The following is a 25659-nucleotide window of genomic DNA, read 5'->3' on the forward strand; positions in this document are numbered from 1 at the left end:
GGGCGGGTGCCGAGTGCCTTGGCCGTTCCTTTTCCCGTCGGCCCTCCCCGTTGGCCCCGCCTCAGGACGGCGTGCCGGTGACCGTGCGGACGAGCGCCAGCACGGTGTCGGTGGTGTGCTGCAGGTGGCTGCGGCCGTCGGGCCGGTGGGAGTGGGGGCTGATGTAGCTGCGGCGGCCCAGGTGGGTGGCCGGGTCCATGCGGTGCACGGTGACCTTCCCGGCGCGCCGGGCCCGGTTCCAGGCGCTGCCGCGCAGCAGGCGCCACCGCTGCGGGAACAGCAAGGTGCCGACGCGTTCGATCCGGTCGTGGGGGCTGGTGAGCTGGTGCAGGTGCAGGGCGTGGCTGAGGTCGTTGGCACCGCTGTGGAAGCCGCCGAGCGTGATCAGCAGCAGCGGCGCCCCGAGTTGGGCGTGGAGTTCGGCGACCGCGCCGGTGGCGACCTGCGCGCCGCCGCTGTAGCTGAGCAGCACGACGGGGGTGCCGCCGCCCGGCCGGTAGCCGGCGCGCCGCAGCTGGCCGGCGATCTGGCCGCCGACGGCGCGGTTGTAGAGGGGGCGGTAGCGCCGGTCGGCGGCGACGAAGATCTGCATGACGTTGTGCAGGAACAGCAGCAGCCCGGCGTGCCGGCGGATCCGTACCCACACCGGCCGGTCGGCGAGCGGCGCGGCCAGCGGCGAGTACGGCTGCACCTGCCCCAGCACCCGCAGGTCGGGCGCGGCGGCGAGCAGCGCCTTGACGAGCTGTCCGCCGTCGCGGGTGTCGGTGAAGCGCCGTTTGCCGATGCCGTCGAGGTAGACGAGGTACGCGGCCGGCGGGCGGTCGGGGTCGGCGCCGCGGGCGTAGGGCACGCCGGGCGGGAGTTCGGCGGCGGGGGTGCGCCAGCCGGCGGTGTAGAGCATCACCTCGTAGCGGGCGAGCAGCGCCTCGACGAGGAGTTCGGGGCCGAGGACGAGGGCGACGAGCGGGAACCAGGTCATGCCGTCCTCCTCCGCGTCCGGGGGGTGCCGATCCGGCCGACGAGGCGTCGTACGGCCTCGACGGCGGCGGCGAGCCCGACGCCGGCGGCGGCCACGCAGGCAGCGGCGGTCCAGCCGCCCACGCCTCCGGCGGCGGCGACGGGACCGACAAGGCCGGCGCCGACGCCGGTCAGCAGCATCAGGTGCAGGGCGGGGCCGAGCAGCGGGAAGGCGATGACGGCGCCGAGCAGCATCGGGGCGACCTGTCCGGCGGTCCAGCCGGGCGCCGTCCCGGAGGCGGAGGCGTACGGCAGCAGTTCGGCGAGGGTGTACGCGGTCAGCGGCCAGAGGGTGATGACGGCGCTCTCGACGGCGGCGCCGGTGAGCAGCAGCCCGGCCACGACGGGCGGCGACACCCGGGGGCGCCGGGCGACCAGGGGCAGGATGCGCCCCGCTGCCTCGGACAGCCCGGCGAGCAGGACGAGGGCGACGACGACGGCGGACGGCATGGCTCAGTGCTCCCGCTTCTCGTGGGGTCCGGTGCGGTGCAGGAGGGCCTCGATCTCGTCGGCGGCGCGGAGGTGCCCGCCCGCCCGGCGCTGCTCGGCGCGCAGGGCCGTGGCCGCGTCCCGGAAGCGGGGCTCGGTGAGCAGACGGCGGGCGAGGGCGTACACGGCGGTCTCGGTGGCGTCCTCGGGGCGTACGGTCAGACCCGTGCCCAGTTCGGTGACCCTGCGGGCCACTTGAGGCTGGTCGGCGCCCTGCGGGACGACCAGGACGGGCACACCCGCGTACAGCGCCTCGTTGACGCTGTTCATGCCCCCGTGCGTCACGAACAGCGCGGCGCGGTCCAGCAGTTCGGGCTGCGGGACGAACCGGCGGGCGATCACGTCGTCCGGGAGATCGCCGAGCGCGGCCGGATCGGTGCGTCCGGTGGCGACGACGACGGTGCCGCCGAGCGGCGCCAGGGCGCGGGCGAAGCCCCGCAGCACCGACGGTCCGGCGTCGAACACCGTGCCCAGGGAGACGTACAGCACGGGCGTCCGCAGCAGGCCGAACGGGAACGACGGGTCGCCCGGCCGGGCGCCGACGCTGGGGCCGACGAACCGGTACGAGGCGTCGAAGGAGGCGGCCTCGGGCTGGAAGGCGCGGGAGGTGAAGACCAGGTTGACCGGCTGACGCGCGTTCACCAGGTCGATCCGGGGCAGCCCCCGGGTGCGGTGGCGGCGGGTGAGCAGCAGGCGCGCGCGTAGGTAGCCGAGGAGGCTGCGGGGCCGTGAGACCGCCTCGGCCAGCAGTTTCCAGGAGGCGCGGGCGGGGCTGGGCACGCGACGGCCGAAGGCCATGGTGGTGAACAACGACACGGCGGGCACGCCGAGTTCGGCCGCGGTGACCGGACCCCAGGGGCACGCGGCGCCGTGCACGACGACGTCAGGCCGGGCGCCGCGCAGGTCGGACAGCACGGACGGCAGGGTCTCCAGGGCGGTGCGGGCGAGCTGTTCCAGCAGGGTGACGGGCGTCGGCGGACCGGCGAGCGGCGGACCGTCCCCGGGGTACCGGAACACGGTGGCGCCGGCGGCGGCCACGTCCGCCTCGAACGCGGCGGTGGTGTGGTAGGTGACGGTGTGGCCGCGCCGCACGAGTTCGGCGACGACGGGCAGCGTCGGGTTGATGTGGCCGCGCAGGGCGACGTTGACGAACGCGACGGTGCTCACCGTACGGCCCCCGTGAGGGGGGCGGTGCGACACCACCGCGGGGCGGTTCCCGGCGGTGCTGTCGCGGGCCGGGGAAGGTCGTACGGACCCGAGCCACTCATCGTTCGTCCTCTCCTGTCACTCGGTCGACGCGGTCGCGTTCCCTCCACCGACCGGACAGCCCCGTGATCTGTGACAGCGCCCGCCCCTGACGGCCGGGGATGTAACGGGCGTCACTCCCCGCCCTGTCACAGGGCCGCATCCGCCCTGGTCGTACGGGGGTGGGCGGCCCCGCGTCCCGGACAACGGGGCGGGCGGCCCGCCCGGGCGTGTTCCCCGCGCCCTCCCCCGCGTGACCGAAGGAAAGCGCCATGAGTGACCCGTCCCGGCCTCCGGAGCCCGCCGTGGTGAGCGAGCTCGACCAGCTGCCCGACCGTGACGCCGAGGAGACCGCCGAGTGGCGGGCGTCCCTGGACGCCGTCGTGCGCAACGCCGGCCCGGACAGGGCCGTGTATCTGCTGCGCCGGGTGCACGAGCACGCCGCCCGGTCGGGTCTCGCCGTGCCCGGGCTGCTCACCACCGATCCCGTCAACACCGTCCCTTCATGGGCCCAGCCGGACTTCCCCGGTGACCTGGCCCTGGAGTCCCGGATCACCGCGTGGAACCGGTGGAACGCGGCGGCGATGGTGAGCCGCGGCGCCCGTCTGGGACTGGGCGGTCATCTCTCCACGTACGCCTCCGCCGCCTGGCTGTACGAGATGGGGTTCAACCACTTCTTCCGCGGCAAGGACGGCGACGGCTCCGGCGACCAGCTGTTCGTGCAGGGGCACGCCACACCCGGTGTGTACGCGCGCGCCTTCCTCGAAGGACGGCTCGACGAGGGGCACTTGGCGAACTTCCGGCAGGAGGCGGGCGGCCGCGGGCTGCCCTCGTACCCGCATCCGCGGCGGCTGCCGTGGCTGTGGGAGTTCCCCACCGTGTCCATGGGTCTCGGGCCGCTCGCCGCGATCCACCAGGCCCGCTTCAACCGCTATCTGCACGCGCGGGGCATCAAGGACACCTCCGGCTCCCGGGTGTGGGCGTTCCTCGGCGACGGTGAGACGGACGAGCCCGAGTCGACGGCGGCCCTGGCGCTCGCGGCCCGTGAGGGCCTGGACAACCTCACCTTCGTCGTCAACTGCAACCTGCAGAAGCTGGACGGTCCGGTACGGCCCAACGCGCAGATCGTGCGGGAGCTGGAGTCACGCTTCCGCGGGGCGGGCTGGAACGTCGTCAAATCGCTGTGGGGTGAGGCGTGGGACGCCCTGTTCCGGCAGGACACCGACGGCTCGCTGGTGCGCCGGCTCGGCGAGGTGCCGGACGCACAGCTCCAGACGTACGCGGCGCGCGACGCGGCCTACGTCCGGAAGCACTTCTTCACCGGTGACAGCCTCTCCGGGGTGGCGGCCGGGCTCGACGACGCGGCGCTGACCGAGCTGTTCGGCGCCGCGCGCGGCGGACACGAGCCGCTGAAGGTGTACGCGGCGTACCGCAGGGCGGTCGAGCACAGGGGCGCGCCCACCGTCGTCCTGGTGCAGACGGTCAAGGGCCACACCCTGGGCCCGGAGTTCGCCTCGCGCAACGCCAACCACCAGATGAAGAAGCTGAGTCAACGGCAGTTCCGTGAGTTGCGCGACCGGCTGGAGCTGCCGATCCCCGACCGGGCGCTGGACGGGGACGAGGTGCCGTTCCGGCACCCGGGTGAGGACGCGCCCGAGGTGCGGTACCTTCGGGAGCGGCGTGCCGCGCTGGGCGGTCCGGTGCCGGAGCGCCGGGTCACGGCGGGCCCGCTGCCGCAGCCGCCGCCCGCCGCCTTCGAGGCCCTGTACAAGGGGTCCGGCACGCAGGAGGTGGCGACCACCACGGCGCTGGTCCGGCTGGTCAAGGACCTGATGCGCGACGAGGGGACAGGGCGTCGCTGGGTGCCGATCGTCCCCGACGAGGCCCGCACCTTCGGCATGGAGTCCCTGTTCCCGACGGCCGGCATCTACGCACCGGAGGGCCAGACCTACGAGCCGGTCGACGCGGACCAGTTGCTGCGCTACCGGGAGGCGGCGGACGGGCAGCTCATCGACGAGGGCATCACCGAGGCGGGCTCGGTCGCCGAGTTCACGGCCGCCGCCACCTCGTACGCCACGCACGGCGAGCCGATGATCCCGCTGTACGTCTTCTACGCGATGTTCGGCTTCCAGCGCACCGGCGACCAGTTCTGGGCGCTGGCCGACCAGTTGGGGCGCGGTTTCGTCGTCGGGGCGACGGCAGGGCGCACCACCATGACGGGCGAGGGCCTCCAGCACGCCGACGGGCACTCGCACCTGCTGGCGTCCACCAACCCGGCGGCGATCTCCTACGACCCGGCGTTCGCGCACGAGATCGCGGTGATCGTCCGGGAGGGGATGCGGCGCATGTACGGGGAGCGGCCCGAGGACGTCTTCTACTACCTGACCGTGTACAACGAGCCGAAGCGGCAGCCGCCCATGCCGTCCGGGCCCTCGGTGGAGGAGGGCATCATCCGGGGCGTCTACCGGTTCCGGCCGGCGTCTTCGCCCGGGTCCGGTCCGCGGATCCAGCTGCTGTCGTCCGGGACGGCGGTCCACTGGGCGCTGGAGGCACAGGAGTTGCTGGCCGCCGAGTGGGGCGTGCACGCCGACGTGTGGTCGGTGACCTCCTGGACGGAGCTGCGGCGTGACGCGCTGCGCGCGGACGCGGCGCGGCTGCGCGGCGAGGAGCGCGTCCCGTACGTGACGCGGGCGCTCGCCGGGGCGCCGGGTCCCGTGCTGGCCGTCAGCGACTGGATGCGGCAGGTCCCGGACCAGATCGGCCAGTGGGTCGAGCAGGACTACGCGTCCCTCGGCACGGACGGTTTCGGACTGAGCGACACCCGCGAGGCGGTCCGGCGCCACTTCGGCGTCGACCCGGCGTCGATCGCGGTGGCGGCCCTGGACCAGCTCGCCCGGACCGGTGCGGTGCCCCCGGAGACGGCCGCCCGGGCCCGTGCCCGGTACGGACAGGAGGGCTGACCAGGGAAGCCGGACGAGCCCGTTGTAGCGTGCACGTACAGGGCCGTGGGCCCGTCCGGCTCCCGGACGCGCGGGGTGGAGGCGGCTTGTAGCATGGTGAGCGCGGAGCCGGAAGGGGCGACCATGGACCCTCGGGACGCATCCGATTCCCTGGACCGGGCGACGGACGATTTCCTCGCGGCCCGTCCGCAGCTGTTCGGGATCGCGTACCGGGTGCTCGGCAGCGCCGCGGAGGCGGAGGACGTCCTCCAGGAGACGTGGGTGCGGTGGCAGAACACCGACCGCTCCGCCGTCAAGGAACCGGCCGCCTTCCTCACCACGATCACCGCGCGCCTCGCCATCAACGTCGCGCAGTCCGCGCGCGTACGGCGCGAGTCGTACGTCGGACCGTGGCTGCCCGAGCCGGTCGACACCCGGCACGACCCGCAGCTGGGCGCGGAGCGGGCCGAGGCTCTGGAGATGGCGGTGCTGCTCCTGCTGGAGAAGCTCAACCCGGTGGAGCGGGCCGCGTACGTGCTGCGGGAGGCGTTCGACTACCCGTACAAACAGGTCGCGGAGATCCTCGAGACGAGCGAGCCGAACACGCGGCAGCTGGTGAGCCGTGCCCGCAAGCATCTGTCGGCCGAGCGCAAGGAGCCGGTCAGCCCGGCCGATCACCGGCGGCTGCTCGAGGTGTTCCTCGCGGCCGCGCAGACCGGCGACATGCGGGTGCTGGAGAACGTCCTGGCCGCCGACGTGGTCAGTTACGCCGACGGCGGCGGCATCCGCGGCGCCTCGCGCATCCCGGTGATCGGACGCCCGCGCGTCTCCAAGTACCTGGCCGCGTTCGCGCCGCGCTTCTGGCCGCCGGCCGAGACCCGGTGGGTGGAGGCGAACGCCGGCCCCGCCGTGCTCGTCACGGCCGGCGGTAACCCGGTGGCGCTGCTGTCGGTCGACGCGTCCGAGGACGGCATCCACCGCATCATGTGGGTGATGAACCCGGAGAAGCTGGCGCCGTACGTGACGTCGCTGACCGCCTGACGGCCCGGTCCGGCTGCGGGGTGTCACAACCGCGTGATCGCCGCGGTCTGGTGGGTGACCCGCAGGACCCACCGAGAGGCACCGTCATGACTGGACGCACCGTGTCCGTCCGTGAGGGCGGGCGGCTGGCCCGCACCGTCGCGGTCGGACCGCACCTGCTCACCGCCGACGAACCCGAACCGCTCGGCGCGGACACCGGACCCACCCCCGGGGAACTGCTCCTCGCGGCGCTCGCGTCGTGCACGTCGATGGCGGTCCGCGCGTACGCGGCACGGCAGGGCTGGGGGCTCGACCATGTCGTCGTGGACGCGCGGTTCGGGCCGCGCGGGCAGATCGTCAAACACGTCCGGCTGACCGGCGGGCTGGACCCGTCGCAGGTGGAGCGGCTGCTGAAGGTCGCCGGGCGCTGCCCGGTGCAGCGGCTGATCACGGGGGACGTGACGGTGACGACCGTGCCGACGGTGGTGACCACGGTGCGGCGGATCGCCGCGCCCGCTCCGCTGCCGGAGTGAATCCCCCTCGTACCCGTCGTCCGGTCGCCGGACGGCGGGTACGGCGGCGTCCGCGCCGGGTCGCCCGCCTCCCGTGCACGGCGCATGCTGGAAGGTACGCGTGCGACGTCGAGGTGGTGTCACAGCCCGGGCGGCCGTCCGGTCGTAGTCGGTGAGTCACCTCGACGATCGGAGCAATCGTGGCTGCCACCGAACAACGTCTCTCCACCACGGTGCTGGTCATCGGCACCGGCGGGGCCGGCCTGCGGGCGTCCGTCGAACTGGCCGAGGCCGGCGTCGACGTCCTCGCGGTCGGCAAGCGCCCCAAGGACGACGCGCACACCTCCCTCGCCGCCGGCGGCATCAACGCGGCCCTGGCCACGATGGACCCCGAGGACAGCTGGCAGCAGCACGCGGCGGACACGCTCAAGGAGAGCTACCTGCTGGGCGACCCCCGCACCACCGAGATCGTCACCCGGGGCGCCGCCCGGGGCATCGACGACCTGGAGCGTTACGGCATGGCCTTCGCGCGGGAGCAGGACGGCCGTATCTCGCAGCGGTTCTTCGGCGCGCACAAGTTCCGCCGCACCGCCTTCGCCGGCGACTACACGGGCCTGGAGATCCAGCGCGCCCTCGTCCGGCGCGCGGAGCAGCTGCGGATACCGGTGCTGGAGGGCGTGTACATCACGCGGATCCTCACCCACGAGGGCGCGGTGTTCGGGGCGTACGGCTTCGGTCTGAAGGACGGCACGCGCTACCGGGTGCACGCGGACGCGGTGATCCTCGCGGCGGGCGGGCACACCCGGATCTGGCGGCGGACGTCGTCGCGGCGGGACGAGAACACCGGGGACTCCTTCCGGCTGGCCGTGGAGGCGGGGGCACGGCTGCGCGACCCGGAACTGGTGCAGTTCCACCCGTCCGGGATCATCGAGCCGGAGAACGCGGCCGGCACGCTGGTCAGCGAGGCCGCGCGCGGCGAGGGCGGCATCCTGCGCAACGCGCTCGGCGAGCGGTACATGAGCCGCTACGACCCCGGGCGCATGGAGCTGTCCACCCGTGACCGGGTCGCCCTGGCCTCCTACACGGAGATCAAGGAGGGCCGCGGCACGGAGAACGGCGGGGTGTGGCTGGACGTCTCCCACCTCCCCCGGCAGACGATCATGAACCGGCTCCCCCGGGTGTACCAGACGCTGCTGGACCTGCAGATGCGGGACATCACCCGTGACCCGATCGAGGTGGCGCCCACGGCGCACTACTCGATGGGCGGGGTGTGGGTGCGCCCGGAGGACCACAGCACCGACGTGCGCGGCCTGTACGCGATCGGCGAGGCGTCCAGCGGCCTGCACGGCGCGAACCGGCTCGGCGGCAACAGCCTCATCGAGCTGCTGGTGTACGGCCGTATCACCGGACAGGCGGCCGCCGCGTACTCCGAGTCGCTGACCGCGCAGCCCCGTTCGGCGGCGGCCGTCGCCGAGGCGCGGGCGGAGGTCGACGAACTGCTCGCGGCGGACGGGCCGGAGAACGTCCGCGCCCTGCAGCGTGCCGTCCGCAACACGATGACGGAGCACGCGGGCGTCGTCCGCGACGAGGAGGGGCTGCGCACCGGGCTGGCCGAACTCGCCGCGATCGAGAGGCGGATGGAGGACGTCGGGGTCCACCCGGACATCGCCGGCTTCCAGGATCTCGCCCACGCCTTCGACCTCAAGGCGGCGGTGCTGGCCGCGCGGGCCACGCTCGAGGCGGCGCTGGAGCGGCGGGAGACGCGCGGCTGTCACAACCGCAGCGACTACCCGGACATGAGGGAGGAACTGCGGGTCAACCTCGTGTGGTCGCCGGCGGCCGGCGTCACCCGGGAGAGCATCCCGCCGGTCCCCGAGGAGATCGCCTCCTTGATGGAGGAGGTGCCGACGGACGGCAAGTTGCAGGAATGAGCGGGCCGTCGCAGGCGCCCACACGCACCCATCTACCCACAGCATGAAGGGAATCGACTCATGAAGGTCGTAGTGATCGGCGGCACCGGGCTCATCGGCTCGAAGGTCGTCACCCAGCTCCGGGCCGAGGGCCACGAGGCGGTGCCGGCCGCGCCCAACACCGGCGTCAACACCCTGACGGGTGAGGGACTGGCCGAGGCCCTGGACGGCGCGTCGGTCGTCGTCGACGTGTCGAACTCGCCGTCGTTCGCGGACGACGACGTCATGGAGTTCTTCCGTACGTCGACCACCAACCTCCTCAAGGCGGAGTCGGACGCGGGGGTGGCCCACCATGTCGCCCTGTCCGTGGTCGGGACGGACCGGCTCCTGGAGAGCGGCTACTTCCGCGCCAAGCAGGCGCAGGAGGACCTGATCAGGGACTCCGGCATGCCGTACTCCATCGTGCACGCCACGCAGTTCTTCGAGTTCATGAAGGGACTCGCGGACCTGTCGACGGTCGACGGGACGGTGCGGGTGCCTCCGGCGAAGTTCCAGCCGATGGCCTCGGACGACGTGGCCGCGGCGGTGTGCCGCGCGGCGGTCGCCTCCCCGCTCGACGGCATGGTCGAGGTGGGCGGCCCCGAGGCGCTCTTCCTGGCCGACCCCATCGGCACGGCCCTGTCCGCCGCGGGCGACCCGCGCGAGATCGTGACCGACCCCGAAGCCGGGTACTCGGGCGCCCCCGTGACCGAGTCCACCCTCCTCCCGGGCCCGGACGCGGAACTGGCGACGACACGGTACGAGGACTGGCTGGCGGCGCAGGAGAAGTGACGGGCCGTCGACCGGTCGTTCGCGCGGTTCCCCGCGCCCCTTCCGGGCGCGTACGGGACCGGTGATCCGAGAACGACGGTCGGCCCCATCAGGGCGAAGGCCCGGACGGCAGGGACACCGTCCGGGCCTCGCTGTGCCGTGTCGCTCAGCCGAAGTCCACGTCGCTGCACATCAGGTAGGCCTGGTCCAAGTGGGAGGCCTGCCAGATGGTGAAGACGATGTGGTGTCCGGAGTAGCCGGAGGTCTGCACCGGGAAGGTGATGTCGTTCGCCGGGGCGAAGCGGCCTGTCTGGGTGATGAAGTCCAGGTCGTCCCAGCCGAGGGCCTCGGTCTTCGGGTCGAAGCCCTGCTTGCTCACGTACACCTTGAAGTAGTCCGCGCCGTGCGACGCCTGGTCGTACAGGTGGACGGTGAAGTTGTCACCGACGGGCGTCGTCGTCCACGGACCCGGGTTGTTGAGGCTCTCGAAGTTCGGGTGGTTGTTGCTGCAGAGCTTGCCGTTCGGGATCCGCGCCTCGAACTGGCCGCCGAGGCCGTCCTGGAGCATGCTCATCCAGTTCCACATGGTGTTGGGGTTGGCCTGGTAGGCCTGCCAACACATGGGGTCCTCCTGCGCCATGGCGGGGTTCATGTGGTCGCCACCCCACTCCTCCCAGCAGTGGTACGCGCGGGAGGCGGGTCCGACGACGGAACCGTGCGCCTGGGCGGTGCCCGAGAACGTCAGCGCGCCGGCCACCACGGCGAACAGCATCAGGAACGCCTGGAAGAGCCGGCGCCCGGTCGGCCGGGAAGTACCGGCGGATAAACGCGAGTTGCGCATGGGGGGATGACTCCAATCCTGTGAGTGAAACGTGATGGGAGCGCTCCCAAAGGTAGAAGGCGCGCGTGCAGGTTTCGTGGAGCGAACGAAACGGTTTCGGGGAGACGTTCGGTCGGTGCCGAAATATTTCGACCGAGCGCATCGATCCGGCACGACTCGGCGCCGCATACGCCGGTGCCGCCGGCCCGAAGTGGGGCGGCGGCACCGTGCGTGTGGCGATCCGCTACTGCTTCACGGACGCGGCCGCCGCCATCACGACGCCCGCGACCTCCCGCGGATGCGACACGCTCGCCGCGTGGGACGCCTCCAGTTCCGTCACCTGGGCGCCCGCACGCTTCGCCATGTGACTCTGCGCGGCGGCGGGGATGTTGAGGTCCTCCGTGGCGACGACCGCCCAGGACGGCAGCGTCCGCCACGCCGGCTCGGGCGCCGGCTCCTCCAGTGCCGCGCCGGTGACCGGGCGCTGGGTGACAGCCATCAGCCGGGCCACGCCCTCCGGCACGTCCGCCGCGAACTGGTGCGGGAACCTCGCCTGGTCGATGGTGAACTCCATGCCCGGCGAACCGTCCGGCAGCGTGACCGGCACCGGCCGCAGCGCCTCGCCGAGGCTGCTGCCCGGGAAGCGCGCCGCCAGGTCGAGCGCGCTCTCGCCCTTGTCCGGGATGAACGCGGCGACGTACACCAGCGCCCGCACGTTGTCCGCGCCCACCGCCGCGGCGGTGACGACCGACCCGCCGTAGGAGTGGCCGACGAGGACGACCGGTCCCTCGATGCCGGCGAGGACTTCACGGACGTACGCCGCGTCGCTGCTCAGTCCGCGCAGCGGGTTCGCGGCGGCCACCACGGGGTGCCCCTGGCGCCGCAGTTCGCGCGCCACGTCGTTCCAGCTGGTCGAGTCGGCGAAGGCGCCGTGGACGAGGACCACGGTGGGCTTGGGAGAGCGGGAACGGTGGAACATGGCTGAAGCCTTTCGTCGGAAGGCGGTGCCGCCGGGCCGGCGACACGTCGTCGCCTTTCGCTTCGATGACCGGGCCGCCTGCCCGTGTGTGACAAAAGGGTTGAAAAAGAACGGCTGTCACAGACGGACCGGCTGTCCGGTCTCACGCGTGTGAACCGCGTCGACGACGGCTCCCCGCTCGCGGACCTGCTCGACGAGCGGCGGGCCCTGGTGGCTCTCGCCCACCGCATGCTCGGCAGCGCCGACGACGCCGAAAGCGCCGTCGACGAGTGCTACCGGCGGTGGTACGCCATGTCCGATCCCGAGCGGGAGCGCGTCCCCGTGCCCGCGGCCTGGCTCGTCGGCAGAGTCGAAGGGATCTGCGAGGACCGGCTCGCGGTGCCGGGCTTTGAGCGACTCACCGACTCCGTCCCGGACCTCCCCGTCGTCACCCGGCCCCCCGCCACGGAGCCCGCGACCCTCCGCCGGCACGACGCCGTGGTGCACGCCGTACGCCGTGCCTGCCTCGCGGCGGACCAGGATCTGCTCCTCCCCCTGCTGGCGCCCGACGCCACCGCCTGGTTCGACGGCGGCGGAAAGATCCGGACGCTCGTCGCACCCGTGCACGGACGCGACCGGGTCGCCCGCGGACTCCTGCGCCTGCTCGACCGCCGCCCGCGCACTCACACCCCACTCCGGCAACGGGCCCACGGGGCTCGTCGTCCGCCACGACGGGCGCGTGGTCGCCGTCCTGAGCCTGGAGGTCTCCGGTGCCGAGGCCGTACGGGTGTGGGTCGTCGTCAACCCCGACAAACTCCGCTCCTGGAACGCCGGACCCCGCCCATGACGGCATTCGCCCGAACCCCACCCACCGCGCGTGTTACGCCGGACCTCCCGCCGGTGTCTCCATGCCGAAACGCGATCCCACGGTCCGGCTCCCCGGCCCGATTCACCTACGGAGACATCATGAGCGAGAACATCCAGGTCGTCGTCCTGGGCGGCGGTTACGGCGGCGTCAAGGCCGCCAACCGGCTGGCGCGCCGCGCGGGCCTGTCGGTGACACTGGTCAACCCGCGGCCCGACTTCGTCGAACGCATCCGCCTGCACCAGCTGGTGACCGGGTCCGACGACGCGGTGGAGAGCTTCGGGGAGCTGCTGGGCCGGAACGTCCGTCTGGTGGTCGGCACCGCCACCCTGATCGAGCCCGTGGAGCGCCGGGTGACCCTGGCCGGCGGTGACACCCTCGCCTACGACTACCTGGTCTACGCGGTGGGCAGCGGCGCCTCCGCCCCCGACGTGCCCGGGGCCGCGGAGTTCGCGCACATGGTGGCGGACCTCGACGGCGCGCGGCGGCTGCGGGAGGCGCTGGCCGACACGCCCTCGACGGCCCCGGTGACCGTGGTCGGGGCGGGCCTGACCGGTGTGGAGACCGCCGCCGAACTGGCGGAGACGGGACGGCTCGTCACCTTGGTCTGCGGAGGCGTCCTCGGCCCCTCCCTGCACGCGCGGGGCCGCCGCCCGGTCGCCCGCCGGCTCGCCGCGCTGGGCGTGCGGGTCCTCGAGGGGCCCGGGACGCGGGTGACGGAGGTGACCCGGGACGCCGTACGGCTCGAGGACGGCCGCGACGTGGCCGGTGCGGTGACCGTGTGGACCGCGGGCTTCCGTGTCCCGGGCCTGGCCGCGTACAGCGGGCTGACGACCGACGCCCACGGCCGTCTCGTCACGGACCCGACGCTGACCAGCGTGGACGACGACCGCATCGTCGCCGCCGGGGACGCCGGCGTGATCACGGGCCGGCCGGTCCGGATGAGCTGCCAGGCCGCCGTGCAGCTGGGCACGGGCGCCGCCGGCACCATCCTGCGCCGCATCGCGGGGAAGTCCCCGTCGCCCGTCCGGTTGCTGTTCGCCGGGCAGTGCCTGAGCCTCGGCCGGGAGGAGGGCGTCACCCAGTTCTCGTACCTGGACGACCGGGTGAACGCGCTCCACCTCAGCGGCCGGCCCGCCGCCGGCGTCAAGGAGATCGCCTGCCGGTCCACCCTCCGTCAGCTGGTGTCCGGGGCGCGCAAGGCCAGTTCCCGGCCGGTCCGGGACGACGGCCTCGGCCCCCGCCGGAACGTCCCCGCCTGACCACCAAGTGCCTCCGTCGCGGGGCCGGCCACGAGAGAGCGACACACACGACATGAACGACCACGCCACCGACCCCGCGACCGAGGCCTTCCTCACCCACCGGAACCTGCTGTTCACCGTCGCCTACGAGATGCTCGGCTCCGCCGCGGACGCCGAGGACGTCCTGCAGGAGACCTGGCTGCGGTGGACCGACGTCGACCTGGCACAGGTGCGGGACGGGCGCGCCTACCTGGTGCGGATCACCACCCGCCAGGCCCTCAACCGGCTCCGCACGCTGAAGCGCCGCAAGGAGACCTACGTCGGCCCCTGGCTGCCCGAACCCCTGCTCACCGCGCCCGACGTGGCGGAGGACGCCGAGCTCGCCGAGAGCCTGTCCCTGGCGCTCCTGTACGTCCTGGAGACCCTCTCCCCCACCGAGCGCGCCGTGTTCGTCCTGCACGAGGTGTTCGACTTCGACTACGACGCCATCGCCGCCGCCCTCGGCAAGACGCCCGCCGCGGCACGTCAGACGGCGTACCGGGCGCGGAGGGCCGTCGACGCCCGCCGCCCCCGCACACCGGTGTCCGCCGAGGAGACCCGGGCGGCGCTGGACTCGTTCCGGTCCGCCCTGGAGACCGGCGACCTGCAGGGGCTGCTCGACGTGCTGGCGCCGGACGTCGTCTTCGTCAGCGACGGCGGCGGACTCAAGCTGGCGGCGCTGCGGCCGGTCACCGGCGCGGGCAAGGTGCTCCGCTACATGGCCGGCAGCCTGGGCAAGGCGGGCGGCACGCTCACCGGCGAGGCCATCACGGTCAACGGCAACCCGGGGCTCGTCCTGCGCCTGGACGGCGAGATCGACGGCGTGCTGGCCGCACGGGTGGAGGACGGCCGGGTCACGCGGCTCTACTACGTCCGCAACCCCGAGAAGCTGACCCGGGTCGAGTCCGAGACCTTCCTCGCCGGACGGTGAGCGGCCCACGCGCACACAGGAAACGGCGCCGGGCCGGCCCCCGTGAAGGGGCCGGCCCGGCGCCGTCCGTGCGGCCGGTCTCCCGGCCGGAGGTCAGACCTTCTCCGCGACGCGCTCCTCGGCCGCCACCGGGGCGGGGGACGCCGGCGCCGTCTCGTCGGGCGCCGCGTTCAGCTCCGCGAGCATCGTCTTGGTGAAGCCGAACCAGTACGTCGCCACGAAGCCCGCCACATAGCCGACGATCAGGCCGGCCGCGTAGACGGCGATCGTCTGCGCCAGGCCGTGGTTGCCGTCGAGGAGGGGGAAGAGCGCCCAGCCGGAGGGGCCGATCGCGGTGGAGCCGACGTCCGTGCCGAGCTGGTTGAACAAGCCGACGAACGCGCCGCCGAAGGCGCCGCCCGCGCAGGCCGTGACGAACGGGCGGCCCAGGGGCAGGGAGACGCCGTAGATCAGCGGCTCGCCGACACCCAGGAAGCCCGGCCACAGGGCGGACTTGATGGTCGTGCGGATCGAGGTGTTGCGGGGCAGCCGCAGGTAGATCGCGAGGGCCGCGCCGACCTGGCCCGCGCCCGCCATGGCGAGGATCGGCAGGAGCACGGTGAAGCCGGCGCCCTCGATCAGCGTGGTGTGGATGGGGATGAGCGCCTGGTGCAGGCCCAGCATGACCAGCGGGAGGAACAGACCGCCGAGGAGGAAGCCGGCGCCCGCGCCGCCGTGGGCGAGCAGCCAGTCGGCGGCCTCGCCGATCCAGGACGACACCTCACCGGCGAGGAACATCAGTCCGAACAGCGTCGCCAGGCCGGAGACCAGCACGGTGACGGTGGGCGTGACCAGCACGTCGACGGACTCCGGGACCCAGCGGCGGCACCGCTTCTCGACGTACACGCCGAGGCAGGCCGCGGCCAGCGCGCCGAGGACACCGCCCTGGCCGGGCGAGAGGTGCTGGCCGAACGCCTCGACGTCGGCGACCTTTGCGTAGACGATGATCGAGGCGACGGCGCCGCCGAGGATCGGGGTGCCGCCGAACTCCTTGGCCGTGTTGTAGCCGACGAAGACGGCGATCAGCGCCATGAAGCCGGAGGCGATGGCGGCCAGCGCCGGGGTGATCCCGGGCAGCCAGCCGAGGTTGACGAGCAGGCCGTTGAGGCCGGCGATGATGCCGCAGCCGATGAGCGCGGGGATGAGCGGCACGAAGATGTTCGCGATGCGCCGCAGGAACAGCTTGAAGGGGGTGGCGTTCTTCGCCTTCCGCTCCGCGCGGAGCGCCGCCCCCTGCGCCGCCAGCTCCTCGGCGGTCACCGGGTCGGACCCGCCCGCGGGAGCGGCGGGCTCCTCCGGGGCGTCCGCCCGCTCCTCGGCCACCAGGGCCTCGAACTCCGGGGTGACACGGGCGACGGTGCCCGGACCCAGCACGATCTGGTAGGTGTCGTCCTCGACGACCCCCATGACCGCGGGCAGTGCCTTGAGTGCCTCCTCCTGGACGAGGGACCGGTCGCGCAGGCCCAGCCGGAGCCGGGTCATGCAGTGGGCCACCGACGTCACGTTCGCCGCGCCTCCGACCAGGGGGAGGATGGCGGCAGCAGTGGCGCGATGCTTGTTCTCTTCGCTCATGGTGCGGTCATGCCTTGCTGTGAGGTGGGGCAGGCCGCGTCAGGCGGCTGCGGCTTCCAGTGCCTTCCGCAGGTGCCCGTGGGCGTCCTGCAGCAGGCGGGCTGCGGTGGGGGCGTCCACGGACGCCAGGAGGGTGAGGATGGAGTTCTTGACCTCGCCGTCGTTGTCGGCGAGGGCGGTCTCGACGGACTCGTCGCGCGCGCCGGTGGCGAGGGAGACGATCCGGTGGGCGCGCGCCTTGAGCTTCTCGTTGGAGGCGCGGACGTCGACCATCAGGTTCCCGTAGGTCTTGCCCAGCTTGATCATCGTGATGGTCGAGATCATGTTGAGCACCAGCTTCTGCGCCGTGCCCGCCTTGAGCCGGGTGGAGCCCGTCAGGGTCTCGGGGCCGACCACCACTTCGATGCCGTGGTCGGCGGCCGCGGCCAGCGCGCTGTCCTCGTTGCAGGACAGGCCGACGGTGAGCGCGCCGAGGGCGCGGGCGTGGCGTACGGCCGCGACGGCGTACGGGGTGCGGCCCGAGGCGGAGATGCCGACGACCACGTCGTCCGCGGTGAGGGCGAGGGCGTCGAGGTCGGCGCGGGCGGCGTCCTCACGGTCCTCGGCGCCCTCCACGGCGTTGACCACGGCCGTGGGGCCGCCCGCGATGAGGCCGACGACCTGGGCGGGGTCGGTGTTGAAGGTGGGCGGGCACTCGGAGGCGTCGAGGATGCCGAGCCGCCCCGCGGTGCCGGCGCCGGCGTAGACCAGCCGGCCGCCGCGGGCCATGCGGGCGGTGACGCCGTCGATCGCGGCGGCGATCTCCGGCAGCCGGGCGGCGACGGCCGTGGTGACGGTGGCGTCCTCCGCGTTCATGAAGCGGGCGATGTCGAGGGTGGGCAGGCGGTCGATGTCCGCCAGCTCCGGGCGGTACGCCTCCGTGGTCATGGTGGCCAGCTGCTCACGCAACCGGCCGCTCTCCACGGCGTCTGCGGCGGGCACGGACGTCACTCTCCCGGGGTCGAAATTTACTTTCTGTCGATCACTTGATCCTGAAAGATATTTTCAGCCTTCGCGTGCGTCAAGGGTCGTCACGCAAAGGTCCGATCACGACTTCGCGGCGACCTGCGGTCCCTCGCGGGCACCCCCTGCGGAACGATGCGTCCCATTACTGTCGCCACCGCGCCACCCGCCCCTCCAAGCCAGGAGCCGGTGACGTGCGTCACCTCATACCGGGGCGGGCCCGTGACCGTGTAGAAGGGACCGGTGAACAGCACCGGAGACCTCACCCCGGAGCGCCCCGAGCGCGCCCGCCCCACACCGCACAGCCTGACGGGGGTCGGCGTCGCCGTCCTCGACTCCGGTGGCCGCGTCCTGCTGGGACTCGGCCACGACGGCCGCTGGGAGCTGCCCGGCGGCAAGGTGGACCCGGGCGAGGACTTCGAGACGGCGGCGGCGCGCGAGCTGGCGGAGGAGACCGGGCTGTCGGTGCCGGCCACGGCCGTACGGGTGCTGGCCGTGCTGGTGGACGGTCTGCGCGGGCTCACCCGGGTGACGGCCGCCGCGGTCGCCGAGGGGGCGCAGGGCACACCCGAGGTGACGGAACCGGACAAGATCGTGCGCTGGGAGTGGTTCGCGCGGGACGCGGTGCCGTCGGCGCTGTTCGGCCCGTCGGCGTCGGTGCTGGACTGCGTGTGGCCGGAGGCGTCGCCGCGCGGGGCGGCGGAGGCGCACCACTACCCGGTCCGGCCGGCGGGGTGAGGGCAAGGCCGTTTCCGCCACGCCGGGTTGAAGGGCGGGGTGGCGGGGCGCGGCTGCACTACGATGCGAACGTTGTCGCCGCGGTCTTGTGAGACACCGTCAATCACCTTGCCAGGCAAGGTAGTTGTCGCCGCAGGCACCCTGTTCCTCCCCCACACTCAGGAAAGAAGCGGATGCGGATCAAAGACGTGAGCGTCGCGCTCGTCGGTTCCACCCTGGTCGTCACCCTGGCGGCGTCCCCCGCCCTCGCCGACTCCACCACGCCCTCGCTGCCGGCGCCCGACGTCGCCGCCGTGGCCGAGGTGCACCGGACGGCGCTGTCCCAGGGCGCGCCCGGCGCGCTGACCCGGATCGACGAGGGGCCGCGGAGCTACCACGTCGCCACCGGTGAGGCCGACACCGCCGCGCACACGCCGATGGACACCGGGCGGCGGTTCCGCGTGGGGAGCGTCAGCAAGACGTTCACCACGGTGGTGCTGCTGCAGCTCGTCGCCGAGGGCAAGGTCGACCTCGACGCGCCGGCCAACCGCTACCTGCCCGAGCCGCTGCCCGACGAGCGCATCACGGTCCGTCATCTCCTCAGCCACCGCAGCGGGTTGTACGACTACACCAACGACATGTTCCACAACACGGTCCCGGGCTTCGAGGCGGTGCGGAACAAGGTCTTCAGCTACCAGGAGCTGATCGACCTGTCGACGGCGAAGCCGCTGAACAACGCGCCGGGCGCCGCGTACAGCTACTCCAACACCAACTTCGTCGCGCTGGGCGCCATCATCGAGCATGTGACGGGCACGCCGGTCGCCACGCACTACCAGCGGCGCATCTTCGTGCCCCTGCGGCTGAAGAACACCTCGTACGTCCACCCGCGGACCACCATCTCCGGCACGTACGCGCGCGGTTACCTGCGGCAGGACGACACCACGCTGCCGCTGGTGGACTCCACCGAGCAGACCGTCTCCTGGGCGCAGTCCGCGGGCGCGGTCATCTCCAACGCCAAGGACCTCAACCGGTTCTTCTCCGCGCTGCTCTCGGGGAAGCTGCTGCCCGAGGAGCAGCTGCGGGAGATGACCACCATGGTCCCGGTCACCGCCGACGGCAAGCAGTCGTACGGTCTGGGGCTGCGCGGGCGGACGCTCTCCTGCGGCACCACGGTGTACGGGCACACCGGCACCGTGCAGGGCTACTACACGTACGCCTTCACCACGAGCGACGGCCGGCGCAGCATGACGTCGTCGGCGAACACCTCCAACAACGGCACGGTGAACACCACGCTCGGCGCCACGCTGGACGCGTCGTTCTGCGGCACCGACCCGGCGGCCGCGGTGCGCCGGGCGGCGGCCTCCACGGAGCGGTTCACGGAGGACATCGCGCCGCAGATCGCCCGCGACTGACGCTTCACGCGCTGCCGGGCGCGGGTGCCGCGCCCGTCAGCGACCGTTGCCGTCGTGCCGCAGGCGGTCCCGGGCCTCGGTGGCGATCACGGCGGCCTGGACGCGGCGCTCCACGCCGAGCTTGGCGAGCAGGCGGGAGATGTGGTTCTTCACCGTCTTCTCGGCGAGATAGAGGCGCCGGCCGATCTGGCGGTTGGTGAGGCCCTCCCCGATCAGTTCGAGGATCTCCCGCTCCCGCTCGGTGAGGCCGGGCAGGACGTCCTGCTCCTCCTGCTCCTTGCGGGGGCCGCCGCGCAGCCGCTCCATCAGCTTGGTGGTGGCGCTCGGGTCGAGCAGCGACTGGCCTCGCGCGACCGTGCGGACGGCCTCGACGAGGTCGGAGCCGCGGATCTGCTTGAGGACGTAGCCGGACGCGCCGGCCATGATCGAGTCCAGCAGGGCCTCCTCGTCGTCGAACGAGGTGAGCATCAGACACGCCAGGTCCGGCATCCGGGAGCGCAGTTCCCGGCACACGGTCACGCCGTCGCCGTCGGGCAGCCGCACGTCGAGGACCGCGACACGCGGGCGCAGGGCGGGGACGCGCACCAGGGCCTGCTCGACGGTGGCGGCCTCGCCGACCACCGTGATGTCCGGCTCGTCGTTCAGCAGGTCGTGCACCCCGCGCCGGACCACCTCGTGGTCGTCCAGGAGGAAGACCCGGATCGGCCGGTCCTCGGGGCCGGACTGCTCGCCGTCCGCCATCGAAATGCTCCTTGCTGCGCGCGGGGGGTTCCACCAGGATCCTGGCCCGTCCGGGGCCGCCGGACCAGGGCCGTTCGGCCCTGATCACCCACCCGGGGCCCGACCCGCCCTCCTGCCGCCAGCCTCACCCGGTCCGACGGCCACGGCAACCCCCCTTACAGCCACCCCCGCCGCGCCGCCTGCCAGGCGAGCTGCATGCGGGTGGTCGCACCCGCGAGTTCCATCAGGCGCTGGATGCGGCGCTGCACCGTGCGGCGGCTGAGGCCCATCTGGGTGGCCACCGCCTTGTCCGCGACGCCGGCGACCAGGAGGGCGAGGAGGCGGCGGTCCGTGGCGCCGAGCGGGTCGGGGGCACCCGCCGCGTCCGTGCCGGAGACCGCGCCCGTGTCGTCGACGTCCAGCGGGACCGCGTCCTCCCAGTACCGCTCGAAGAGGGCGACCAGCGCGGCCAGCAGGTTGCTGTCGCGCACCAGCGCGGAGGTGGGTTCCTCGGGGCTGCCGTCGGGGCCGCCCGGGACCAGCGGGCAGATCGCGATGGCGCGGTCCGCGACCGCGAGGCGCAGCGGGAGGTGCGGCACGGCGCGGGCCAGCTCGCCCGCCCTGACGCCCTCGACAACGTTATCGACGGCGCCCTCGTCGTCGAAGAACGCCTTCTCGTACAGCACCCGGTAGCGCACGCCCCGGGCCAGCGCGTCGAACTCGGCTCGGTTGCTGCCGGACGGCATGGCCACGTACTGGGCCTTGCAGAACCACAGCATCTCGTCGCGGGCGCCGTCCTGGATCTGGCGCAGGTGCTGGCGCAACGCCTCCGCGCCGGTGATGACCTCGATGAGCTGGCCGAGGTCCTGACGGCGCATGGTCTCGCGGTAGGACTCCAGCAGCGCGGTGGCCTCGGCGCGGGCGAGGTCGAGGGCGTCGGCGCGGCGCTTGAGACGGGGCAGCAGCGCCACGTCGGGCGGGGTGGGCCGGTACTGGCGGGGCAGTCCGTCGCTCTGGCTGACCAGGTTCTTCGCGGCGAGCGCGTCCAGCACGTGCCGGGTGTGCTCGGGTTCGAGGCCGGCCCGGTCGGCGACCTCGCGGGCGGTGGCCCGGCCCATCGTCACCAGCAGGCGGTAGACGGTCTCCTCGGTGCCGGTGACCCCGGCGGCCTCCAGTGTCACGGCACCCTCCCCCGCACGACGATATTCAAACGCCTGAACGGTTGAATACCGTACAACAGTCGGCGGGGGAACGGGCGGCCGTGCCCCGTTCCCCCGCCGTCACTGCTCAGCCGCGCTGCCCGTAGGCCCGGGTCACGGTCTGCCGGACCGAGGCGCCCGACGCGTCCCGCGCGGTGACGCGCAGGGTCACGGCGGCGTCGCCGCGGACCCCGGCGGGCCGGGTGACGGTGGCCGTGAAGGTGTTGCCCTTCCCTGCGCGCACCGGCGCCTCGGTGAAGTGCCGGCCGTCGTCGTAGGAGACCTCGACCGTGGTGCGCACCCCGCGCGGCGCGGCGAGCCCGTCCTGGTGGCGGACCGTCAGCCGGAGGGTGTGGGTGCGGCCGGGTCCGACGGTGTTGCGCAGGTCGGCCGGTACCTCGGTGTCGACCTGGAGCAGCGGCAGCCGCGCCTGGCCGGTGACCGTGCCGGACGGGAACGTCCAGGTCGTGTCGGTCGCCGTGGCGTACGCCCACTCCGCGGAGTCGCGGGTGGTGCGCAGGCGCAGCCGGTACTCGGCGTCGCCGCCGGGCACCTCGACGTCGCGCCAGGCGTCGGCGAGGTCGGCCACCTTGCGGCCGTCGCGGTGGAGCTGCGCCTCGGCCGTCTCCGACGCCGGCGCCCGTACGCCGATGCCACCGTCGCCGCCGGGGGTGAACCGGGACCAGTGGCCGGGGGCCGAGTCGGTGAACTCGGGGATCCGCAGCCGCAGTACGTCGCCGTCGCGGACGCTGGCGGGCACGCCCTCGCGCGGGATGCCGGGCCGGACCACGGCGCCCTGCCACCGCTCGCTGACCTGCTCTCCGGCGCGGTAGGTGCGGGGCGTGTCCTGGAGCCCGGTGTTCAGCGGCGAGTCGACGTCACCGACCGTCCGGTAGTTCACGACGTGGTCCCACTCGGTGGTGCCGGAGGTGACGTACTCGGTGCGGGTGAACGCGGTGGGGACGTGGCGGGTGTACTGGAGCCAGATGAACTCCTGGTACGGGCGGCGGGCGAACCGCTGCTCGGCGGCCCAGTCCACCCCGCCGTTGTCCGCGTACTCCGAGCGGATCACGGCGCTGTTGCGCTCCGACACCGTGTGGACCACGCGGTCGGGGATGCGTCCCTCGCTGGTCTGCATGACGTCGTACAGGTAGGGGCTGCGGGCGGTGCCGGCGAAGGTGACGGTGGTGGCGCGCCGTGCGACGCGCTTCAGCAGGTCGGCGCCCTCGCCGGAGCCGATGCGCACGACCGGCACCTTCCAGCGGTCGCCATGGGGCGTCCAGCGGGTCCAGCCGGTGGGGGAGAAGTTGACGACCAGCACGGCGCGGACTCCGGCCTGGGCGGCACGTTCGGCCAACTGCGGTCCGGCGATGCCCTGTTCGTCGGTGACGACGGCGAGCCGGCCGCGGGCCTTGCGGAAGTCGGGTGCCTCCGCGGCGCCGGCGTCCACGGCCTGGAGCCGCTCGCCCCGCCGGTCGAACAGGGGGGACTCGGGCATGTAGAAGGCGTCGAGGTCCGGGCCGCCGGTCACGCCGGCTTCGAGCAGCGGGGCCACCAACTGCCAGCGGGACGCGAACTCGAAGTCACCGTCGGTGACCTGGGCCGTGGGGCTGACGTACAGCTCCCGGGCGATGTCGAAGTACATCGTGCCGTCGATCCAGGCGTGCCCGTCGATCTTCCGGTACGTCTGGTAGCTGAGGACGCCGCGCTGTTCGGCGGGCTTGGGGGTGCGGATCTCGACCTTCACCGTCTTGCGCGGGTCGACCACGACGGTGGTGTCCTTGGTGACCTTGATGTCGGGCAGGACGACCTGGCGGAGCACCTCTGCCCCGTCGTCCGTCCGCTCGACGCCGCCGGAGGTGAGCTGGTAGGTGCCCTCCTCGACCTCGGCGACGGCGTTGTCCCGGTCGGTGTAGCCGACGAAGCCCTCGGCGCCCCAGATCATGGGCAGGTTCTCGACGCGGTTGCCGTCGTTGTCGTAGGAGACGACCTTGAGCCGGTGCACGGGGCCGCGGACGGACAGGCTGAGCGTGGTGTGCACCGTGACCGAGCCGTCGGCGGCGGTGGCCGTCAGGTGGCCGTGGTAGGCGCCCCGTCCGGCGCGGGCCGCGTCGACGGTGAGCGGCAGGTCGGCGGTGCCGCCGGCCCGCACGGTGACGGTGCGCGCGGCGGGCGTCACCACCCCGTCGGCGAGCTCGCGGCCGCCGCTGGTGACCAGCGCGGCCCGCACGTCGAGGGTGACGTCCCGGCCGGAGACGTTGGTGTAGCGCACGGTGTGCGTGCGGGTGCCGGTGTCGTCGGTGGAGTACCTGCCGAGGGCGATTCCGGCGGTGGCGAGGACCGGGGTGCGGCTCGCCGCGGCCACGTCGATGCGGCCGCCGCCCTGCTCGGTGGTCAGCTGCCCCTCGACCGTGCGGGCGGTGCTGGTCAGGGCGTCCTTGAGGCGGCTCGCGGTCCAGTCGGGGTGCTGCTGGGCCAGCAGCGCGGCGGCGCCCGCCACGTGCGGGGCGGCCATCGACGTGCCGGAGGCGGCCACGTGCGAGGCGTCGACGATCTGCCCCATCGCCGTGCCGGCGGCGCGGGCCGCGACGATGCCGACGCCGGGCGCGGTCACGTCGGGCTTGACGGCGTCGTCGCCCACCCGGGGGCCTCGGCTGGAGAAGTCCGCGAGGGAGTCGTCGCGGTCCACCGCGCCGACCGTGAGGGCCGCGTCCGCGGCGGCGGGGGAACCGATCGTGCCCTGGCCCGGTCCGGCGTTGCCCGCGGCGACGACGAACAACGCGCCGGAGGACGCGGAGAGTTCGTTCAGGGCGAGGCTCATCGGGTCGGTGCCGTCGCTCGGGGAGTCCGAGCCCAGCGACATGTTGACCACGTCGGCGCCGCGTGCGACGGCCCACTCCATGCCGTCGATGACCTGCGACGCCGTACCGAAGCCGTCGTCGCCGAGCACCTTGCCGACCAGCAGGTCCGCGCCGGGCGCCACACCCTTGCGGGCGCCGTCGGAAGCCGCGCCGGAACCGCCGACGATCGAGGCGACGTGGGTGCCGTGGCCGAAGACGTCGCCGGTGCCGGAGCTGCCGGAGAAGTCCTGTGCCTCGCTGATGCGTCCGGCGAGGTCGGGGTGGGTGCCGTCGGCACCGGTGTCCAGCACGGCGACCTTGACGTCGTCGCCCCGGTGGCCGCCCTGCCAGACCTCGGGGGCGCCGATCTGCGCGGTGCTGCGGTCGAGTGCGGCCCGCACCCGGCCGTCCAGCCAGACCCGGGGCACGGAGGCGGCGCGGGCTGCGTCGCCGGCGGCGGGGGCGAGGCGCTTCCAGAACGCGGAGAGGTCGTCCGTGGGGACGCGGACGGCGTCCGCGTCGAGGGTCTCCAGGCGGCGGACCTCCGTGCCCTCGGCGGCCATTCCGGTGAGGCGGCGCAGCGAGGTGTCCGGCACGCCCGCGCCGTCGGCGACGATCAGCGGCAGGGTGTCGGCGCGGCGCTCGTCGTAGCCCTGGGCGACGAGCGCGGTCACGTCGAACAGGCCGCGGTCCAGGCGTCCGGCGGTGACGAGTCCTTCCGCGTCGGACGGCAGGACGGTGAGGTGTCCGTCCTCCTCGATCGTGCGGAAGAGGAGGTGGCGCCGGCCCTCCCCCGGTGTCACCGAGGCGGTGCGGCGGCCGTTCACGTCCGTGCGGACGGTGACCAGGTCGCCGGTGATCAGGCGCACGGTGGCGCCGCTGTCGGCCGCCGGTGCGGCGGCCCGTGCCGGGGCGGTGGCCCCGGACGGTCCCGCCACGACCGGTGTCACGGCGCCGGCGGACAGGGTCAGCCCTGCCGCGACGGCCGCCGCGATACGCATTCGTCGTCTCACTCCTGTGCCCTTCGTCGTACGCGTCGTGCGACGCGTCGCGTCGTTGTGCTGTACACGCGGCCCGCGGTGCCGTCGGTGCTGCACAGGTTCGGTCGCCGGTGCGGGCCGTGTCACCGTTTCGCCGTGGCACAGGTGGGACATGTCGCAACGGCGACACGGCGGGCTTCACTGTGAACGTCTCGTGAGGGTCGTCAAGTGCCACCGACAAGGGGCGTGTTGGCATCCGGGGACTGATACGATCAACGAACTTTCAGCAGGCTGGCGACGCGTCATGAACGCGTACGGGGGACAGTCTCTAAGGCCCCGTCGCTGAGGAGTTGAGGCTTTGTCCCGCCGTGGGTCCGTGCTG

The 25659-nt window shown here is 73.3% G+C and carries 20 protein-coding genes; 9 read left to right on the plus strand and 11 right to left on the minus strand.

Features of this window, described 5'->3' with window-relative positions:
* Nucleotides 1–61: 61 nt before the first annotated feature.
* The 3 genes from ACQY0Z_RS34125 to ACQY0Z_RS34135 are packed head-to-tail and all read right to left on the minus strand — an operon-like array spanning nt 62 to nt 2673.
* Entirely contained in the window at nt 62–979 is a 918-nt protein-coding gene (locus ACQY0Z_RS34125) for a hypothetical protein (protein WP_439813498.1), read from the minus strand.
* A complete protein-coding gene (locus ACQY0Z_RS34130) occupies nt 976–1467 on the minus strand; it encodes a hypothetical protein (protein ID WP_347224504.1) in 492 nt (163 codons plus the stop codon). The genes ACQY0Z_RS34125 and ACQY0Z_RS34130 overlap by 4 nt, the downstream gene beginning before the upstream one ends.
* A 3-nt stretch (nt 1468–1470) precedes the next feature.
* Nucleotides 1471–2673 (minus strand): macrolide family glycosyltransferase, encoded by a 1203-nt coding sequence (locus ACQY0Z_RS34135; protein ID WP_347224503.1) that lies wholly within the window; start codon nt 2671–2673, stop codon nt 1471–1473.
* A 350-nt stretch (nt 2674–3023) separates the two neighbouring features.
* Between ACQY0Z_RS34135 and aceE the strand changes: the two genes are divergently transcribed.
* The 5 genes from aceE (at nt 3024) to ACQY0Z_RS34160 (ending at nt 9963) form a co-directional block, all read left to right on the plus strand.
* Nucleotides 3024–5711: a pyruvate dehydrogenase (acetyl-transferring), homodimeric type gene (gene aceE / locus ACQY0Z_RS34140; RefSeq protein WP_189899962.1), complete on the plus strand. Its 2688-nt coding sequence runs from the start codon at nt 3024–3026 to the stop codon at nt 5709–5711.
* 123 nt (nt 5712–5834) lie between these two features.
* A complete protein-coding gene (locus ACQY0Z_RS34145) occupies nt 5835–6731 on the plus strand; it encodes an RNA polymerase sigma-70 factor (protein WP_254585916.1) in 897 nt (298 codons plus the stop codon).
* 86 nt (nt 6732–6817) lie between these two features.
* Entirely contained in the window at nt 6818–7243 is a 426-nt protein-coding gene (locus ACQY0Z_RS34150) for an OsmC family protein (protein ID WP_189899958.1), read from the plus strand.
* A 179-nt stretch (nt 7244–7422) separates the two neighbouring features.
* On the plus strand, nt 7423–9153 hold the full coding sequence (locus tag ACQY0Z_RS34155) for an L-aspartate oxidase (protein WP_439813499.1): 1731 nt from the start codon (nt 7423–7425) through the stop codon (nt 9151–9153).
* Between the two features lie 60 nt (nt 9154–9213).
* On the plus strand, nt 9214–9963 hold the full coding sequence (locus ACQY0Z_RS34160; protein ID WP_189899953.1) for an SDR family oxidoreductase: 750 nt from the start codon (nt 9214–9216) through the stop codon (nt 9961–9963).
* A gap of 145 nt (nt 9964–10108) precedes the next feature.
* On the opposite strand, the gene ACQY0Z_RS34165 is transcribed toward ACQY0Z_RS34160, so the two are convergent.
* The 3 genes from ACQY0Z_RS34165 to ACQY0Z_RS34175 form a co-directional block, all read right to left on the minus strand.
* On the minus strand, nt 10109–10714 hold the full coding sequence (locus ACQY0Z_RS34165) for a lytic polysaccharide monooxygenase (protein WP_189900119.1): 606 nt from the start codon (nt 10712–10714) through the stop codon (nt 10109–10111).
* Between the two features lie 292 nt (nt 10715–11006).
* Nucleotides 11007–11741 (minus strand): alpha/beta fold hydrolase, encoded by a 735-nt coding sequence (locus ACQY0Z_RS34170; protein ID WP_347224502.1) that lies wholly within the window; start codon nt 11739–11741, stop codon nt 11007–11009.
* Between the two features lie 117 nt (nt 11742–11858).
* Nucleotides 11859–12407: a hypothetical protein gene (locus ACQY0Z_RS34175; protein ID WP_439813500.1), complete on the minus strand. Its 549-nt coding sequence runs from the start codon at nt 12405–12407 to the stop codon at nt 11859–11861.
* Between the two features lie 279 nt (nt 12408–12686).
* On the opposite strand from ACQY0Z_RS34175, the gene ACQY0Z_RS34180 reads away from it, so the two are divergent.
* Together ACQY0Z_RS34180 and ACQY0Z_RS34185 are read left to right on the plus strand one after the other, a co-directional pair.
* Nucleotides 12687–13847 carry an NAD(P)/FAD-dependent oxidoreductase gene (locus ACQY0Z_RS34180; RefSeq protein ID WP_189899948.1) on the plus strand — a complete coding sequence of 387 codons (1161 nt, stop codon included), beginning with the start codon at nt 12687–12689 and terminating at the stop codon, nt 13845–13847.
* A gap of 52 nt (nt 13848–13899) precedes the next feature.
* The gene (locus ACQY0Z_RS34185) at nt 13900–14796 is read left to right on the plus strand and encodes an RNA polymerase sigma-70 factor (RefSeq protein WP_254585920.1); all 897 of its coding nucleotides are present in this window, start codon (nt 13900–13902) and stop codon (nt 14794–14796) included.
* A gap of 93 nt (nt 14797–14889) precedes the next feature.
* Here ACQY0Z_RS34185 and ACQY0Z_RS34190 read toward each other — a convergent pair whose 3' ends face one another.
* Nucleotides 14890–16407 (minus strand): PTS transporter subunit EIIC, encoded by a 1518-nt coding sequence (locus ACQY0Z_RS34190; protein WP_189899944.1) that lies wholly within the window; start codon nt 16405–16407, stop codon nt 14890–14892.
* Nucleotides 16408–16446: 39 nt separating this feature from the next.
* Nucleotides 16447–17397, minus strand: a complete 951-nt coding sequence (gene murQ, locus ACQY0Z_RS34195) for an N-acetylmuramic acid 6-phosphate etherase (RefSeq protein WP_337662764.1) — start codon at nt 17395–17397, stop codon at nt 16447–16449.
* A 255-nt stretch (nt 17398–17652) separates the two neighbouring features.
* Here murQ and ACQY0Z_RS34200 point away from each other — a divergent pair, with 255 nt between their 5' ends.
* Entirely contained in the window at nt 17653–18147 is a 495-nt protein-coding gene (locus ACQY0Z_RS34200; protein ID WP_439813501.1) for a nucleotide triphosphate diphosphatase NUDT15, read from the plus strand.
* Nucleotides 18148–18320: 173 nt separating this feature from the next.
* On the plus strand, nt 18321–19538 hold the full coding sequence (locus ACQY0Z_RS34205; RefSeq protein ID WP_189899940.1) for a serine hydrolase domain-containing protein: 1218 nt from the start codon (nt 18321–18323) through the stop codon (nt 19536–19538).
* A 36-nt stretch (nt 19539–19574) separates the two neighbouring features.
* Here ACQY0Z_RS34205 and ACQY0Z_RS34210 read toward each other — a convergent pair whose 3' ends face one another.
* From ACQY0Z_RS34210 to ACQY0Z_RS34220, 3 genes are all read right to left on the minus strand, one after another.
* Nucleotides 19575–20279 (minus strand): response regulator, encoded by a 705-nt coding sequence (locus ACQY0Z_RS34210; protein WP_439813502.1) that lies wholly within the window; start codon nt 20277–20279, stop codon nt 19575–19577.
* Between the two features lie 155 nt (nt 20280–20434).
* The gene (locus ACQY0Z_RS34215) at nt 20435–21439 is read right to left on the minus strand and encodes a helix-turn-helix domain-containing protein (RefSeq protein WP_189899936.1); all 1005 of its coding nucleotides are present in this window, start codon (nt 21437–21439) and stop codon (nt 20435–20437) included.
* 106 nt (nt 21440–21545) lie between these two features.
* Complete coding sequence (locus ACQY0Z_RS34220; protein WP_189899934.1) at nt 21546–25298, minus strand: S8 family serine peptidase; 3753 nt, start codon at nt 25296–25298, stop codon at nt 21546–21548.
* Nucleotides 25299–25659: the final 361 nt, after the last annotated feature.

The sequence above is a fragment of the Streptomyces sp. P9-2 genome (assembly GCF_051903975.1).
In the GTDB taxonomy this organism is placed as follows: Bacteria; Actinomycetota; Actinomycetes; order Streptomycetales; family Streptomycetaceae; genus Streptomyces; species Streptomyces cellulosae.